Here is a 14,817-nt window from a genome sequence, read left to right on the forward strand (position 1 = left end):
CGGGCCGCCACCCAACACCCGCAAGGCGGCACCCAGCCATCCGCCGGGCGGCTACCCAACATCCCTGTCCTTCGTCGTCCCGGCATGCTTTTGGCCGGGACGGCGGAGGACAGGGCCGTGGCCGGACTCACAGGGCAATTCGGGCAGATCGATGTCATCGGTTCTGGACACGTACGCTACATTTAAATGGAAATCGTTTCCGTTAAGTGCAGCGTGCAGGAGTGCCCCCGCGTGACCAGAAGTTTCGTCTTCCGATTGGGTGCCGTCGCGATGGGGGTCGCGGTCGCGGCGGCGGTCCTGACCGCCTGCGGTGGTTCGGGCAGCGACTCGGACAAGCCGACCGTCGTTGCCTCCACCAACGTGTGGGGCGGTATCGCCGCGGCGGTTGCCGGGCCGGACGTGAAGGTCGAGTCCATCATCGACGGCTTCACCGATCCGCACGAGTATCAGACCTCGCCGTCGGATGCCGCCAAGATCCGCGATGCCTCGCTGGTGATCTTCAACGGCGGACATTACGACGAATTCGCCGAGAAGGCCGCGGCCGGGCGGAGCAAGCCCACCATCGAGGCGTTCGCGCTGAAGTCGGGTCCTGTCACCGACGACGACAACGAGCATGTCTGGTACGACGTGAACACCGTCGACGCGGTGGCCGCCAAGATCGCCGACGAACTGGGCAAGGTCGACAAGGATCACGCCCAGGCATACACCGACCGCGCCAACGCGTTCCGGGCGAAGCTGAAGGACATCAGCGCGATCACCGGCAGAATCGCCGTCGAGCATCCGAAATCGCCGGTGCTGCAGACCGAACCGATCGCCCACTACCTGCTGCTGGCCGCGGACGCCGACGACCGCACCCCGCACGCCTTCGCCGAGGCCGTCGAACAGGGCACCGATCCCGCCCCGGCGGATGTCGCGGCCGTGCGTGATCTCGTGAACGGCAAGCAGATTCGCGCCTTGATCTACAACGTGCAGACCGAGGACAAGACCACCAAGGATGTGGCCCAGGCCGCGAAGGCCGCCGGTGTGCCGGTGGTCGAGGTGACCGAAACCGTGCCCGAGGGCACCGATTATCTGCAGTGGCAGACCCAGAACGCCCAAGCCCTGGCCAAGGCGCTGGGCTGACGACGGGAGCACCGATGTCCGGGAACGTCCGCACCAGCGACCCCGTTGCCACCGACGCAGAGGCGTCGGACTGCCCGTTCGATCCCGGCTGCGCCGAATCGGTCGCGGAGCCGGGTACGGTCGCCGAACCCGCGCGGCATCGGGCGCCCGCGGTGCGGCTGCGGGATGCGCGGTTGGCGTACGGGGAGCGGACGCTGTGGGAGGGACTGAATCTGGAGGTCGCCCCCGGGGAGTTCATCGCGATCCTCGGCCCGAACGGGTCGGGGAAGACCTCGCTGCTGCGGATGCTGCTGGGACAGGTGCCGCCGGCCGCGGGCAGTGTGGAGATCGCGGGTTCGCCTGCGCGGGTGGGTAATTCGAATATCGGATATGTGCCGCAGCAGAAGACCTTCGAGGCCGGGGTGCAACTGCGGGGTGTGGATCTGGTCGGGCTCGGCGTGGACGGGCATCGGTGGGGGCTCGGGTGGCGCGGGCGAAAGGAGCGGCGGCGCAAGGTCGCCGATGCCATCGCGCAGGTCGGGGCCGAGCGGTTCGCGCAGGCGCCGCTGGACGCGCTCTCCGGTGGTGAGCAGCAGCGGCTGCGGGTGGCCCAGGCACTGGTCGGCGATCCGCGGGTACTGCTGTGCGACGAGCCCTTGCTGAGCCTGGATCTGGCCAATCAGCGGCTGGTGTCCGAACTCATCGACAAGCGCCGCCGGACGCACGACACCGCAGTGCTTTTCGTGACCCATGAGATCAATCCCGTACTGCCCCTGGTGGATCGGGTGCTCTACCTGGTCGACGGCGGGTTCCGCATCGGGACGCCGGATGAGGTGATGACCTCGGAGGTGCTGTCGGAGCTGTATCGCACCCAGGTCGACGTGTTGCGGGTGCGCGGGCGGCTGGTGGTCGTCGGCACCGGCGACACCATGGATGCGCTCGGTGCCGCGGGTACTCATCACATCGGAGAGGCCGAGCAGTGATCGACAAATTGTCCGACGTCTTCACCAAGGTGCTCGACTTCCGCGTCACGGCCGACCTGCTGTCCTACGACTTCGTGCAGCAGGCGGTGCTGGCGGCGGCCCTGCTGGGGCTGTTGGCAGGGGTGATCGGGCCGCTGATCGTGAGCCGCCAGATGTCGTTCGCCGTGCACGGCACCAGTGAGCTGTCGCTGACCGGCGCCGCCGCCGCGCTGCTGGCCGGAATCGGCGTCGGCGCGGGCGCGATCGCCGGTTCGGTGGTCGCGGCGATTCTGTTCGGCGTCCTGGGTTCTCGTGCGCGGCAGCGGGATTCGGTGATCGCGGTGGTGCTGTCGTTCGGGCTGGGGCTGTCGGTGCTGTTCCTGTGGCTCGGGCCCTCGCGCGCCGGTTCGAAATTCTCCCTGCTGACCGGCCAGGTGGTCAGCGTCGGCGACAGCGGTCTGACGCTGCTGACCGTCTGCACGATCGGCGTGCTGGCGGTGCTGGCGTTCGTCTACCGCCCGCTGCTGTTCGCCAGCACCGACCCGGAGGTGGCGATCGCCCGCGGCGTCCCGGTCCGCGCACTCTCGGTGGTCTTCGCCGTCCTACTCGGTGTCACCGCGGCCTTCGGCGTCCAGATCGTCGGCGCCCTCCTGGTCCTGTCGCTCCTGATAACCCCCGCCGCGGCCGCCGCTCACCTCACCGCCAGCCCCGTCCGCGCAACCCTCCTCGCCATCGCCTTCGCCGAACTCGCCGCAGTAGGCGGCATCCTCCTCTCCCTGGCCCCCGGAGTCCCCGTCTCCACCTTCGTCACCACAATCTCCTTCGCCACCTACGTCCTCTGCCGCCTGATCGGCCCCCGCAGCAGATCCGCCTCTCCGCGTTTCAGGCCATACAAGTCAGTGCCGCGAGATTCGGTCACAGGTCCTACGCCGGCACGCGGCTGAGTTCTGGGCGTACCCGACGAGTTACCCATGTGCTCACGAAACCGGTAGCCGGTTTCGAAACCGCGGGCAACCTGCAGACGAGGCGTCAGCCCAGTCGCACCCCTTGTTGACAGGCGCACCCCTTCCAAGTGTTGGAGGGGGTGCGGCTGTCGAGAAAGGGTGCGGGTGGGTTGGGTTAGGGGCCGGCTTCGCCGGCCAGGGCGAAGAGGCCGTCGGGGGTTTGTTCTATGAGGCCGTCCAGGAGGAGGGAGTCGAGGGCTCGGGCGCGTTGGCCGGGGTCGCGGGGCCAGGCGAGGTCGAGGGCTGGGCGGGCTACGGGGCCGGGGGCGGCGCGGAGGACGTCGAGGAGGCGGCCCCGGGCCTGGCGGTCGGTGCCGTCGTATTTCTGGGTGCGGCGGACCACGGTGGAGGCGGGGCGGCCCGCGGTGACCCAGGCGCAGCGTGGGAGTGGGCAGTGGTCGCAGGTGGGGGTGCGGGCCGTGCAGACGAGGGCGCCCAGTTCCATGAGGGCGGCGGAAAACTTCGCGGCGCGGTCGACGCGGGCCGGTAGCAGGGCCTCGGTGTCGGCGAGATCGCGAGACGAAGGGTTGCCCGCGTCGGCGCGGCCGTGCACCGCGCGCGCGACCACCCGGCGAACGTTGGTGTCCACCACCGGAACCCGCTGACCGTAGGCGAAGCAGGCCACCGCCCGGGCGGTGTAGGCGCCGATCCCCGGCAATCCGAGCAGCACGTCCACGTCGGCGGGCACCTCGTCGCCGTGTTCGGCGGCGAGCACCTGCGCGCACTCGTGCAGCCGCAGCGCCCGCCGCGGATACCCCAGCTTCCCCCACGCCCGCAGCACCTCACCCTGCGAGGCGGCCGCCATCGCCGACGGCACCGGCCAGCGCGCCACCCATTCCCGCCACACCGGCTCCACCCGCACCACCGGCGTCTGCTGCAGCATGATCTCGCTCATCAGAATCTGCCAGGCGCTCACTCCGGGTCGCCGCCACGGCAGATCCCGAGCGGTCGCCGCATACCAATCGATCAGCGCATCGGAATCGATGCTCACGCTCTCACTGTCCTCTCCCTACTCCCGGCAATGCTACGGTTCGCGCATAAAGTTGCGAACCGGTCGCCCGCACGCGGTTCACGCACTCACTGCGCGTGTCGGCGGCGCGTCAGCAGTGATTTGCCGGGATGTAACCTCACGGACTCGCCGGTAACCGGCGGCATATGGAAAATGGGACACATGCCTCATACCAACCCGATCAGTGCCTGGAAGGCCCTCCGCGAGGGCAACGAGCGGTTCGTCAGTGGCACGCTGCAGCATCCTAGCCAGGGCGCCGCCGACCGGGCCAAGCTCGTCAGCGGCCAGCAGCCCTCGGCGATCCTGTTCGGGTGCGGCGATTCCCGAGTGGCCGCGGAGATCATCTTCGATCAGGGCCTCGGCGACATGTTCGTGGTCCGCACCGCGGGCCATGTCGTCGACTCCTCGGTGCTGGGATCCATCGAATACGGCGTCGAGATCCTGCACGTCCCGCTGATCGTGGTGCTGGGGCACGACAGCTGCGGCGCCGTGCGGGCCACCATCGATGCACTCGACGGCGGCGATGTGCCCGGCGGCTTCATCCGCAGCGTCGTCGAGCGGGTCACCCCGTCCATCCTGATCGGCCGCCGCGAGGGCCTGACCGGGGTCGACGAAATGGAGGCCCGGCACGTGGTGGAGACCGCGCGACTGCTCATGCAGCGCTCGATGATCATCTCCCAGCGCGTGGCCACCGGCGAATGCGCGATCGCCTGCGTCACATACAAACTGAACGACGGCAGGGTGCAGTTGCACCGGGCGGTCGGCAATATCGGCGAAGTGGCCTGAGGCATTCGACACGCCGTGGCCCTGAGTAGGGCCCGCTCGATCGTGCCCTTACCGTTGTTGCCGTGCTGGAACCGAATGGACCACTGCCGCCCGAGATCTACTGGCGCCGCCGTCTGCTCGCCATCGCAGCGTTGGTGATCGTGCTCGCGCTGGTGATCTGGCTGGCGATCTTCCTGCTGCGCAGCGGCGGCAAGAACGACACCAAGGCCGCCGCGACCACCACATCGGCCGCGGCGAGCAAGGCCGCCGCGGTCGACGGTTCGAGCACCTCCGCCACCGCACCGTCCGGAACCTCCACCAGCGCGGCGGCGACCACCAACGCCACCGCCAGCGGTTCGCCCGCACAATGCCCGGACCAGTCGCTGGCCTTGAAGGTGTCGGTGGCCCAGCCGACCTACAAGGCGGGTGAGCAGCCGGTGTTCCACATCGTCATCACCAATATTTCGACCACGGCCTGCACCCGCGATATGGGTTCCGGGCTGCAGCAGGTATCGGTGCAGTCGCTCGACGGCCAGCGACGGCTGTGGTCGAGCACCGACTGCGATCAGGGCGGCCCCGCCGATATGCGCACGCTGAACGGCGGCCAGCAGGCGGAATTCACCCTCACCTGGTCGGGCACGACCTCGCAGCCCCATTGCGCGGGCGAGCGGGTTCCGGTGCCGCCGGGCGCCTATGCCGTTGTCGCCCAATTCGGTTCGGTGCACAGCGCCCCGGAACCGTTCAACATCGCGTAATTCCGGCCGAAACGCACCGGACCCTCATACCGTCCGCGCCAGAGCCTCACGGATCTGCCGAGCCAGTTCGGCGTCGATGCCGTCGACCGCGGTGAGGTCGGCGATATCGGCATCCAACAGGGCCGACAGCGATCCGAATGCGGCGACCAGTGCCTCCGCCCGCTCCCGGGGTATCCGCGGGATCTCCGCGAGCAGGCGGTAGCCGCGCGGGCAGGTCGGGGTGCCGAGCGCCTCGACGGTGGCCGGAAAGCCCAGCGGCGCGGCCAGATTCGTCAACTCCAGCAGTTCGACCTCGAGCAGCCCGTCCAGCGCCGACAACGCCCGGTCGACGGCAGCCTCGTCCACGCCGCCGGGCGTCCACGGCCGGACGTAGTCGCGCACGACCATCCGCCGCACGCTCTCGGTGTCGCCGACGACCTCGGCCAACTGCATGGCCAGCTGACGACCGTCGACACCGAGTTCGGCCACATCGGCGTCGATCTCGCGGGCGACCCGCCGCACCAACTCCAGGCAGTGCACCACGGTCAAGGCGTCGCGCACGGTCACGACGTCACCCAGTTCCACCACCGACAGCTGCCGGACCATCTCGTCCAGCCGCGTGCGGTACCGCTCCAGCGTCGCCATCGCCTGATTGGCCCGCGACAAGATGGTTTCCGACGGTTGGATCAGATGCCGGTCCCCCGCCGCATAGACGGTCACGATCCCGGTCGACCGGCTCACCGATACCACGGGGCAGCCGGTCTGCGCCGCGGTCCGTTCGGCCGCCTTGTGCCGGGTGCCGGATTCGGTGGTCGGCAGCAGCGGATCGGGCACGAGATGGACATTGGCCCGGCGAAGGCGCCGGCCGTCGGTCGAAAGCACCACGGCCCCGTCCATTTTCGACAGCTCCCGCAGCCGGGTGGGCGAGAATTCCACATCGAGTTCGAATCCGCCGTCGCAGATCTGCTCGACCGATTCGTCGTAGCCCAGCACGATCAGCGCGCCGGTGCGGGCCCGCAGGATGCGATCGATGCCGTCGCGCAATTCGGTGCCGGGCACCAGGCGGGCCACCACGGCCCGCAGCGCGGGATTCCCGCCGCTGTCGGGCCGGGGATCGGGCGCAGGCGGGCGGGGAAGCGACGAAGGCAGGTGGGCGCCCATCGGATCCGGCGGTGCGGACACGGATCTGCCGAGCAGAGTGGTGACCCAGCGCCCCGGGTTCATTCGACAGCCTCCAGACGTGGTAGCCCTCGCTTCGACAATCCGCTCAATGCCAGTGCAGCACGAACATCGGTCACCTCGTGCACCTTCATGCCGATTCCGGAGCTGTCCACGCCCGGCGGCACCAGCGCCTGGGTGAAACCTAGTCGCTCGGCCTCGGCGAGGCGACGCCCGACCCCCGCGACCCGCCGCACCTCACCGGCCAGGCCGACCTCACCCAGGATCACCGTTCCGGCGCGCAGCGGCCGGCCCCGCTCGGCGCTGGCGATGGCCAACGCGACGGCCAGGTCCGCGGCGGGCTCGGTGAGCCGCATACCGCCGACGGTGGCCGCATAGACCTCGAATTTGCCCAGATACAGCCCGCACCGGCTCTGCAGCACCGCCAGCACCATCGACACGCGGTTGTGGTCCAGCCCGCTCACCGCGCGCCGCGGCATGGCCGCCTGGGTTTCCACGGTCAGCCCCTGCACCTCGCCGAGCAGTGGACGCTTACCGTCCATCGCCACCGTGATCGCCGTGCCGGGCACCGTATCGGCGCGATGGTGCAGGAACAGGCCGGACGGATCCTCGACCCCGGAGATGCCGTCGTCGTGCATCTCGAAGCAGCCCACCTCGTCGGCGCTGCCGAAGCGGTTCTTGATGCCGCGCACCATCCGCAGCGCGGAGTGCTTGTCGCCCTCGAACTGCAGCACCACGTCCACCAGGTGCTCGAGCGTGCGCGGGCCCGCCAGATGGCCGTCCTTGGTGACGTGCCCGACCAGCAGCACCGCGATCCCGCTCGCCTTGGCCAGCGAGGTCAGCGCTGCCGTGACCGCCCGCACCTGTGTGACACCGCCGATCACCCCTTCGACATCGGCGGCCAGCATGGTCTGCACCGAGTCGACGACCAGCAGCGTCGGGCGCACCTGCTCGACATGCCCGAGGATGGTCGCCAGATCGGATTCGGCCGCGAGATAGACCCGCTCGTGCACCGCGCCGGTGCGATCGGCCCGCAATCGCACCTGCCCGGCCGATTCCTCGGCGGTGACGTAGAGCGATCGCTCGTCGCGCCCGCGCGCCCAGCGGTGCGCCACCTCGAGCAGCAGGGTCGACTTGCCCACCCCCGGCTCGCCCGACAGCAGCACCACCGAACCGGGCACGATGCCGCCGCCCAGCACGCGGTCGAGTTCGCCGACACCGGTGGTCCGGGCCCGGGTCTCCTGGGAATCGATAGTGGAGATCGGCGCCGCGGCCGTCGAGGGCAGCAGCGCGCGCCGACCGGCCGACGGCCCGGACGGGGCGGCCGGGGCCATCTCGTCGACGGAACCCCACTCACCGCAGCCCGGGCACCGGCCCACCCATTTGGCGACCTCGTGCCCGCACACGGAACACCGAAACTGCGATTTCACCTTGGCCACGGGGGCAGCCTAAGGATTCGGTCCGACAGGGAGGCCGATGAACACTCGGCCGACACGGACACGTCGCCGACGCGCCCGGGCCGGTGACCTGTCAGTGGCCCGAGTGTCCGCCGGCGGGCTTGTCGGCCTTCTCCTGGCGGGGCAGCTCCGGACCGGCGTCGACGGGGACGTTGACCGCGACCGTGCCGGCGTCCTTGAAGTTGAAGGTCACCTGGTAGGTCAGGCCGGGGGTGATGTCCTTGGTGAGGCCGGTGATCTCGACCAGGATCGGGTGCGCGGCGGCGTCGGTGGGCTCGTCGGGCGAACCGGCGCCCTCGGGGTGCGCGGTCGCGCTGGTCGACGATGCGGGAGTGCTGGTCGGCGCGTGTGCGCCGGTCGATGGGGGGCTGGTCGGCGCGGCAGCCGTGGTGCTGGCCGGGGCGGGGGCATGGCCCGGCTGCGGGGCGGCGGCGACCACGGTCTGTCCCGGCTCCAGCCGCGGGTTGGCCGGGGTGATGTGCACCGTGCCCAGGTCCGTGGTGATGCTGGTGAGCTCGTCGGCCTTGGACGCGCCGTCGTTGATCGCGCTGAAGGCGATGACGGCCTTACCGCCCTTGGCGTTGTTGTACTCCTCCGACTTCGGCAGGAGCAGGCGCACATCGCGCAACGCCACGTTGCCGATGTTGGCGGTGTTGCCGTTCACGGCCGAGACCTGCTGGGCGGTCTGTGAGATCTGACCGGCACCGCAACCCGACAACGCGAGCACCGCACCCGCGGCGACCGCGGCAACTGTCGCGGCCCGGCGGCGCGCCTTCGACGCTGTGGTGGCTTTCAGGGCAGTCACGGCTTGTCCTCCATGTCGACCGGCTCACTCCACGATGCAGAGTAGTAGTAGGGAGCGTAGTAGTTGGCACCGTGGCCCTCGTGTCGGGTGGGGGAGTTGCAGGCTCAACCATCGCGGGGCACTACGATTGGGATACGCACGAGGGCGCGCCGCCGGGATCGTCCGAATCCGGACAACCTCGATCCGGCCGGGCCGTGCGTAACTCCTTCTGGCACAACGGGATGCATACACAGGGCGTTCTGTCAACCCCCACGGCTGGCCCGTTGTGGCCCTGACCTGCGTCGTTGATCGCGCCGTTACCGAGTCGCATGTTAAACTGTGAACATCGAAAGGGGCACGGGACACATGATTTTTAAGGTCGGAGACACCGTCGTTTACCCCCACCACGGAGCGGCGCTGATCGAAGCTATCGAGACCCGCACCATCAAGGGTGTGCAGAAAGAGTATCTGGTCCTGAAGGTCGCACAGGGCGACCTCACCGTTCGGGTTCCCGCCGAGAACGCGGAGTATGTCGGCGTCCGCGACGTCGTAGGCCAGGAGGGTCTCGATCGAGTCTTCCAGGTGCTGCGCGCGCCGCATACCGAGGAGCCGACGAACTGGTCTCGCCGCTACAAGGCCAACCTGGAGAAGCTCGCCTCCGGCGATGTGAACAAGGTGGCCGAGGTCGTGCGTGATCTGTGGCGCCGGGAGCAGGACCGCGGTCTGTCCGCCGGCGAGAAGCGCATGCTGGCCAAGGCTCGCCAGATTCTCGTCGGTGAGCTCGCCCTCGCCGAGGGAACCGACGATGTCAAGGCCGAGACCCTGCTCGACGAGGTTCTCGCCGCGGCCTCCTGACCGTGAAAACGTCGCACGACGAAAGTCGTGTTGTGGCGTTGGTGCCTGCCGCCGGTCAGGGCGTTCGCCTGGGTGAATCGATGCCCAAGGCCTTCGTCCCGGTCGGCGGCAGCCCCATGCTCACAGTCGCTGTCGACGGTCTGATCGCGTCCGGGGTCGTGGACCGCATCGTGATCATGGTGCCCGCCGAATGGCGTGCGCAGGCCGAGGCCCTTGTGCATGTGAATTCCCGGGTGCCGATCAGCGTGGTGACGGGGGGCAGCGAACGTACCGATTCCGTGCGCGCCGGACTCGCGGCCGCGCCGGAGGCCACCCATGTGCTCGTCCACGACGCGGCCCGCGCCCTGACGCCGCCGTCGCTGATCGCGCGGGTGGTGGCCGAACTGCGGGCCGGGTCGCGCGCCGTCGTCCCCGGCGTCCCGGTGGCCGACACCATCAAATCGGTGGACTCCGACGGCGAGGTGACCGGCACGCCGGACCGATCCGTGCTGCGCGCCGTGCAGACCCCGCAGGGTTTCCGGGCGCAGCTGCTGCGCGAGGCCTATGCGCACGACGTGCCCGCCACCGACGATGCCGGACTGGTCGAGCGCCTCGGCGTGCGCGTGCGCGTCATTCCCGGCGACCCGCTCGCCTTCAAGATCACCACGCCGCTCGACCTGCGCCTGGCCAATGCCCTGCTGGCCGAGCGCGAGCTGTCGGAGCTGTCACAGGCGGTGCGGCCATGACCGACGTGGCGAATATGCGCGTCGGCGTCGGCACCGATGTGCACCCGATCGAACCGGGCCGCCCCTGCTGGATGGCGGGCCTGCTGTTCGAGGGCGACAGCGGGTGCGCCGGCCACTCCGACGGCGATGTCGCCGCCCACGCGCTGTGCGATGCACTGCTGTCCGCCGCCGGTCTCGGCGATGTCGGCGCGGTCTTCGGCACCGGACGCCCCGAATGGGAGGGCGTATCCGGCGCGGCCATGTTGAAGGAGGTCCGGCGGCTGCTCGACGAGGCGGGATATGTCATCGTCAACGCCGCTGTGCAGGTGATCGGGAACCGTCCCAAGATAGGTCCCCGCCGTGGCGAGGCTCAGCAGGTGCTGGGAGAATTGTTGGGTGCGCCGGTTTCGGTATCGGGCACGACGACCGATGGCCTGGGGTTGACCGGACGCGGGGAGGGGATTGCTGCGATGGCCACCGCATTACTGCAGTGTTGTAGCCCCTCCTGTCCGGGCTCGCACTGAATCCCGACCCCAGTTCTTCCGGGTGTGCGCCCGATCCCTCGCTCGTACCCTGCACCGAACCGCCCGTACTCTGCAATATCTCAACAGCTAGGATGGCTGGCCGTGACTCTGCGCCTGTTCGACACCGAGACGCGGACCCTGCGTGATTTCACGCCTCTGGTCCCCGGCCGCGCATCGGTGTACCTGTGTGGCGCCACCGTACAGGGTGAACCCCATATCGGACACGTACGCAGCGGAGTCGCCTTCGACGTGTTGCGCCGCTGGCTGCTCGCCAACGGCTACGACGTGGCCTTCGTCCGCAACGTCACCGATATCGACGACAAGATCCTGAACAAGGCCGCCGCGGCGGGCCGCCCCTGGTGGGAGTGGGCCGCCACCCACGAGCGTGCCTTCGATCGCGCCTATGAGGCACTCGGTGTGCTGCCGCCGTCGGCGGAGCCGCGCGCCACCGGGCACATCACGCAGATGATCGAGCTGATGCGCCGGCTCATCGACCGCGGCCACGCCTACGCCTCCTGCGGGAACGTGTATTTCGACGTGCGCAGCTTCCCGGAGTACGGCAAGTTGTCCGGCCACAAGCTCGACGACGTGCATCAGGGCGAGAGCGCGGGCGAGGGCAAGAACGATCCACGCGACTTCACCATGTGGAAGGCCGCCAAGCCCGGCGAGCCGTCCTGGCCGTCGCCGTGGGGCCCGGGCCGTCCCGGCTGGCATCTGGAGTGCTCGGCCATGGCCGAGTTCTATCTCGGCGCCGAATTCGATATCCACTGCGGCGGTATGGATCTGGTCTTCCCGCATCACGAGAACGAGATCGCCCAATCCCGCGCCGCCGGTGACGGTTTCGCGCGGTACTGGCTGCACAACGGCTGGGTGACCCTCGGCGGTGAAAAGATGTCGAAGTCGCTCGGCAATACGCTCTCGGTGCCGAATGTGCTGAAACATGTTCGGCCCGTGGAACTTCGGTTCTATCTGGGTAGCGCGCACTACAGCTCGATGCTGGAGTACTCCGATCAGGCGCTGCGCGATGCGGCACAGGCCTATCAGCGACTCAAGGCGTTCGTGCAGCGGGCCGCGGAGCGGGCCGGTGACATTCCGGTCGGCAAGTGGACCGACGCGTTCGCCGAGGCCCTCGACGACAATCTCGGAATTCCGAAGGCACTGGCCGAAATTCATCGGCTCGTGCACGAGGGCAACAAGGCGCTGGAGTCCGGCGCCACCGACACCGCCCTCGAACTGGCGGGGCAGGTGCGTGCCATGCTCGGCATTCTCGGCGTGGATCCGCTGGATCCGCACTGGGCCGCGCCCCAGGATTCCTCGGCCGCCCTGGAGGCACTCGACGTCCTGGTGCAGGCCGAACTGGAGCGGCGCCAGCAGGCCCGCGGCGCCAAGGACTGGGCGACCGCCGACGCGGTGCGCGATCGGCTCAATGCGGCCGGGGTCGAGGTCACCGATACCCCGAACGGCCCGGAGTGGACTCTCACCAGGGACGCGCGATGAGCGCGCGCCCAGTGCGGATGTCCCGCACGATACGAAAGGCTCACTGATGGCAGGCAATTCGCAGCGGCGGGGCGCGATCCGCAAGACAGGCACCAAGAAGGGCGCGGTCGTCGGTTCCGGTGGTAAGCGCCGCCGGGGCCTGGAGGGCCGCGGCGCCACGCCACCGGCGCATATGCGCAAGAACCATCCGGCGGCCAAGCGGGCGGCAGCGGCCAAGAAGGCCGCCCAGACCGGCACCCGCACCTCCGGCCGCACCCCCAACCGCAAGGGCGACGACGGCCCCGAACTGGTGCTGGGCCGCAACCCGGTGGTGGAATGCCTGCGGGCCGGGGTTCCGGCGACCGCGCTGTACGTCGCGGTGGGCACCGAGAGCGACGAGCGGCTGACCGAGTCGGTGAAGCGGGCCGCCGACACCGGTATCTCCATCCTGGAGGTGCCGCGCACCGATCTGGATCGCATGAGCGCCAACGGCTTACATCAGGGCCTGGCGCTGCAGGTGCCGCCGTACCGCTACGCGCATCCCGACGATCTGCTCGAATCGGCAAGGAATTCCGATACTCCCGCCCTGCTGGTGGCCCTGGACAACATCTCCGATCCGCGCAACCTGGGCGCGGTCATCCGGTCGGTGGCGGCCTTCGGCGGCCACGGTGTGGTGATCCCGCAGCGGCGCAGCGCCAGCGTCACCGCGGTGGCCTGGCGGACCAGCGCCGGTGCCGCGGCCCGGCTGCCGGTGGCGCGGGCCACGAATCTGACCCGCACACTGAAGGACTGGGCCAAGGCGGGGCTGCAGGTGGTGGGCCTGGACGCGGGCGGAGACACCCTGCTCGACGACTTCGACGGCACCACACCGACGGTCGTGGTGGTCGGCTCGGAGGGTAAGGGCCTGTCGCGGCTGGTCCGCGAGACCTGCGACAGCATCCTCAGCATCCCCATGGCGGGCCCGGTGGAATCGCTGAACGCCTCGGTCGCCGCGGGCGTCGTGCTCGCCGATATCGCCCGCCAGCGCCGGATCTAGTTTTCCCGCAGTCCGAGAAGCCCCGCGTCGGACCTGCTTTCGGGGTGGCTGTCCCCCTAGACTTGGCGGGTGGCCATGAATCAGCCCCCCTACTGGTTCGATCAACCGATCGGGCAACCGGTCGAGCATCCGCACGCGACCACCGTGCTGGTGCTCGGGGCGTTGAGCGTCTTCTGTTGTGGCGCACTGGGTCCCGTGGCGTGGGCGATGGGCAGGCGGGCGCTGGATCAGATCGATGTCTCCGGCGGCGCCTATGGTGGCCGCACCCAGGTGATGGTGGGCTACGTGCTGGGCATCATCGGCACGATCCTGATGATCCTGATGGCGACCCTGTTCCTACTGATCCTGATCGGTGGCAACGCCTGAGGGGCGCACATCGCGATCGAGGCCCGGGCGCTGCGGATCGGCCGTGACCTCCCAGGCGGGCCATTCGGCGCTGACCCGGCCGGCCCAGTTGGGCTGGCGCCGGTCCCGGAAGGCGGCCATCCCCTCGCCGCCGTCGACGCTCTCGGCCACATAGGCATTGAGTTCGACCTCGAGCCGCCCGACGGCCTCCGGGCCCATGCCCAGCCCCTCCCACAGCAGCCGCTTGGACAGGGCGGCCGGCAGCGGGGCCGATCCGGTGGCGATGTCGTGCGCGACGGCCATGGCGGTGGGCAGCACCTCCCCCGCCGACAGACAGCTGTTGGCCAGGCCCATCGCCTTGGCCTCGTCGCCGTCGAAGGTGCGGCCGGTGAGCAGGATGTCGGCCGCATTGGCCATGCCGACCAGCCGCGGCAGCGTCCAGTGCGCGTATCCGTCGGCGAGCACCGCGCGGCGCACCTGATTGAGTCCGTACACCGCATCCCGGGCCATATAGCGCAGGTCGCACTGCAGCGCGAGCGCCAGCCCGATACCGACGGCGTGCCCGTTCACCGCCGCGATCACCGGCTTGCGAATGCGCCACGGCGCGGGGTCGATCGTGGCGCTGACGTCGCCGACCCGGTTGGACAGGTCCGCACCGGCGCAGAAGGCGGGCGGGGTGCCGGTGATGACCACGGCGCGAATCGCGTCCTCGCTGTCGCAGCGGCGCAGCGCCGCACCGAGTTCGGCCACCATCGTCGGGGTGAAGGCATTCTGCTGAGCGGGACGATGAAGCGTGAGCACGGCGACTCCGGCGGAAACATCGACGTGCAGTTCCGAACTCATGCGATGAAATCCTAGCTCTGTGCGACGTGTGCCACGCCC

Annotated in this window: 16 protein-coding genes; 11 read left to right on the forward strand and 5 right to left on the reverse strand. The window is 69.4% G+C overall.

Features of this window, described 5'->3' with window-relative positions:
• Positions 1 to 231: 231 nt before the first annotated feature.
• Genes IU452_RS30050 through IU452_RS30060 form a run of 3 tightly spaced genes read left to right on the forward strand, consistent with a single transcriptional unit; the run spans position 232 to position 3,007 of the window.
• A complete protein-coding gene (locus IU452_RS30050; RefSeq protein ID WP_416382387.1) occupies positions 232 to 1,122 on the forward strand; it encodes a metal ABC transporter solute-binding protein, Zn/Mn family in 891 nt (296 codons plus the stop codon).
• A 14-nt stretch (positions 1,123 to 1,136) separates the two neighbouring features.
• Positions 1,137 to 2,084, forward strand: coding sequence for a metal ABC transporter ATP-binding protein (locus IU452_RS30055; RefSeq protein ID WP_195112564.1), 948 nt, complete (start codon positions 1,137 to 1,139; stop codon positions 2,082 to 2,084).
• Positions 2,081 to 3,007, forward strand: coding sequence for a metal ABC transporter permease (locus IU452_RS30060; RefSeq protein ID WP_195112565.1), 927 nt, complete (start codon positions 2,081 to 2,083; stop codon positions 3,005 to 3,007). Before IU452_RS30055 ends, IU452_RS30060 begins: the two co-directional genes overlap by 4 nt.
• Positions 3,008 to 3,182: 175 nt before the next feature.
• On the opposite strand, the gene IU452_RS30065 is transcribed toward IU452_RS30060, so the two are convergent.
• Positions 3,183 to 4,058, reverse strand: a complete 876-nt coding sequence (locus IU452_RS30065; RefSeq protein WP_324192896.1) for an A/G-specific adenine glycosylase — start codon at positions 4,056 to 4,058, stop codon at positions 3,183 to 3,185.
• 180 nt (positions 4,059 to 4,238) lie between these two features.
• Between IU452_RS30065 and IU452_RS30070 the strand changes: the two genes are divergently transcribed.
• Positions 4,239 to 4,862, forward strand: a complete 624-nt coding sequence (locus tag IU452_RS30070; RefSeq protein WP_195112566.1) for a carbonic anhydrase — start codon at positions 4,239 to 4,241, stop codon at positions 4,860 to 4,862.
• Positions 4,863 to 4,924: 62 nt separating this feature from the next.
• The gene (locus tag IU452_RS30075) at positions 4,925 to 5,596 is read left to right on the forward strand and encodes a DUF4232 domain-containing protein (RefSeq protein WP_195112567.1); all 672 of its coding nucleotides are present in this window, start codon (positions 4,925 to 4,927) and stop codon (positions 5,594 to 5,596) included.
• Between the two features lie 24 nt (positions 5,597 to 5,620).
• Here IU452_RS30075 and disA read toward each other — a convergent pair whose 3' ends face one another.
• The 3 genes from disA to IU452_RS30090 form a co-directional block, all read right to left on the reverse strand.
• On the reverse strand, positions 5,621 to 6,736 hold the full coding sequence (gene disA / locus IU452_RS30080; protein WP_195112612.1) for a DNA integrity scanning diadenylate cyclase DisA: 1,116 nt from the start codon (positions 6,734 to 6,736) through the stop codon (positions 5,621 to 5,623).
• 59 nt (positions 6,737 to 6,795) lie between these two features.
• Entirely contained in the window at positions 6,796 to 8,193 is a 1,398-nt protein-coding gene (gene radA, locus IU452_RS30085; protein ID WP_195112568.1) for a DNA repair protein RadA, read from the reverse strand.
• A 91-nt stretch (positions 8,194 to 8,284) separates the two neighbouring features.
• Positions 8,285 to 9,016 (reverse strand): hypothetical protein, encoded by a 732-nt coding sequence (locus tag IU452_RS30090; RefSeq protein ID WP_195112569.1) that lies wholly within the window; start codon positions 9,014 to 9,016, stop codon positions 8,285 to 8,287.
• A 345-nt stretch (positions 9,017 to 9,361) separates the two neighbouring features.
• Here IU452_RS30090 and carD point away from each other — a divergent pair, with 345 nt between their 5' ends.
• The 6 genes from carD (at position 9,362) to IU452_RS30120 (ending at position 13,956) form a co-directional block, all read left to right on the forward strand.
• Positions 9,362 to 9,850 (forward strand): RNA polymerase-binding transcription factor CarD, encoded by a 489-nt coding sequence (gene carD / locus IU452_RS30095; RefSeq protein ID WP_019931623.1) that lies wholly within the window; start codon positions 9,362 to 9,364, stop codon positions 9,848 to 9,850.
• Between the two features lie 2 nt (positions 9,851 to 9,852).
• Positions 9,853 to 10,575 (forward strand): 2-C-methyl-D-erythritol 4-phosphate cytidylyltransferase, encoded by a 723-nt coding sequence (gene ispD / locus IU452_RS30100; RefSeq protein WP_195112570.1) that lies wholly within the window; start codon positions 9,853 to 9,855, stop codon positions 10,573 to 10,575.
• Between the two features lie 14 nt (positions 10,576 to 10,589).
• Positions 10,590 to 11,078: a 2-C-methyl-D-erythritol 2,4-cyclodiphosphate synthase gene (gene ispF / locus IU452_RS30105; protein ID WP_195112613.1), complete on the forward strand. Its 489-nt coding sequence runs from the start codon at positions 10,590 to 10,592 to the stop codon at positions 11,076 to 11,078.
• A gap of 102 nt (positions 11,079 to 11,180) precedes the next feature.
• The gene (gene cysS, locus IU452_RS30110) at positions 11,181 to 12,575 is read left to right on the forward strand and encodes a cysteine--tRNA ligase (RefSeq protein ID WP_195112571.1); all 1,395 of its coding nucleotides are present in this window, start codon (positions 11,181 to 11,183) and stop codon (positions 12,573 to 12,575) included.
• A gap of 46 nt (positions 12,576 to 12,621) precedes the next feature.
• Positions 12,622 to 13,590: a 23S rRNA (guanosine(2251)-2'-O)-methyltransferase RlmB gene (rlmB, locus tag IU452_RS30115; RefSeq protein WP_195112572.1), complete on the forward strand. Its 969-nt coding sequence runs from the start codon at positions 12,622 to 12,624 to the stop codon at positions 13,588 to 13,590.
• A gap of 75 nt (positions 13,591 to 13,665) precedes the next feature.
• Positions 13,666 to 13,956 (forward strand): DUF4190 domain-containing protein, encoded by a 291-nt coding sequence (locus tag IU452_RS30120; protein ID WP_195112614.1) that lies wholly within the window; start codon positions 13,666 to 13,668, stop codon positions 13,954 to 13,956.
• On the opposite strand, the gene IU452_RS30125 is transcribed toward IU452_RS30120, so the two are convergent.
• Complete coding sequence (locus IU452_RS30125; protein ID WP_195112573.1) at positions 13,927 to 14,778, reverse strand: enoyl-CoA hydratase/isomerase family protein; 852 nt, start codon at positions 14,776 to 14,778, stop codon at positions 13,927 to 13,929. The two genes, IU452_RS30120 and IU452_RS30125, sit on opposite strands and share 30 nt — an antisense overlap.
• Positions 14,779 to 14,817: the final 39 nt, after the last annotated feature.

The organism is Nocardia transvalensis, from assembly GCF_015477765.1.
GTDB classification, from domain to species: Bacteria; Actinomycetota; Actinomycetes; order Mycobacteriales; family Mycobacteriaceae; genus Nocardia; species Nocardia transvalensis_A.

What these genes read in the sequence shown, in the direction of transcription:
- IU452_RS30055 (WP_195112564.1), top strand. Translation starts at nt 1,137, where the DNA reads ATGTCCGGGAACGTCCGCACCAGCGACCCCGTTGCCACCGACGCAGAG.
- IU452_RS30070 (WP_195112566.1), top strand. Translation starts at nt 4,239, where the DNA reads ATGCCTCATACCAACCCGATCAGTGCCTGGAAGGCCCTCCGCGAGGGC.
- disA (WP_195112612.1), bottom strand. Translation starts at nt 6,736, where the DNA reads ATGGGCGCCCACCTGCCTTCGTCGCTTCCCCGCCCGCCTGCGCCCGAT.
- carD (WP_019931623.1), top strand. Translation starts at nt 9,362, where the DNA reads ATGATTTTTAAGGTCGGAGACACCGTCGTTTACCCCCACCACGGAGCG.
- ispF (WP_195112613.1), top strand. Translation starts at nt 10,590, where the DNA reads ATGCGCGTCGGCGTCGGCACCGATGTGCACCCGATCGAACCGGGCCGC.
- rlmB (WP_195112572.1), top strand. Translation starts at nt 12,622, where the DNA reads ATGGCAGGCAATTCGCAGCGGCGGGGCGCGATCCGCAAGACAGGCACC.
- IU452_RS30120 (WP_195112614.1), top strand. Translation starts at nt 13,666, where the DNA reads ATGAATCAGCCCCCCTACTGGTTCGATCAACCGATCGGGCAACCGGTC.
- IU452_RS30125 (WP_195112573.1), bottom strand. Translation starts at nt 14,778, where the DNA reads ATGAGTTCGGAACTGCACGTCGATGTTTCCGCCGGAGTCGCCGTGCTC.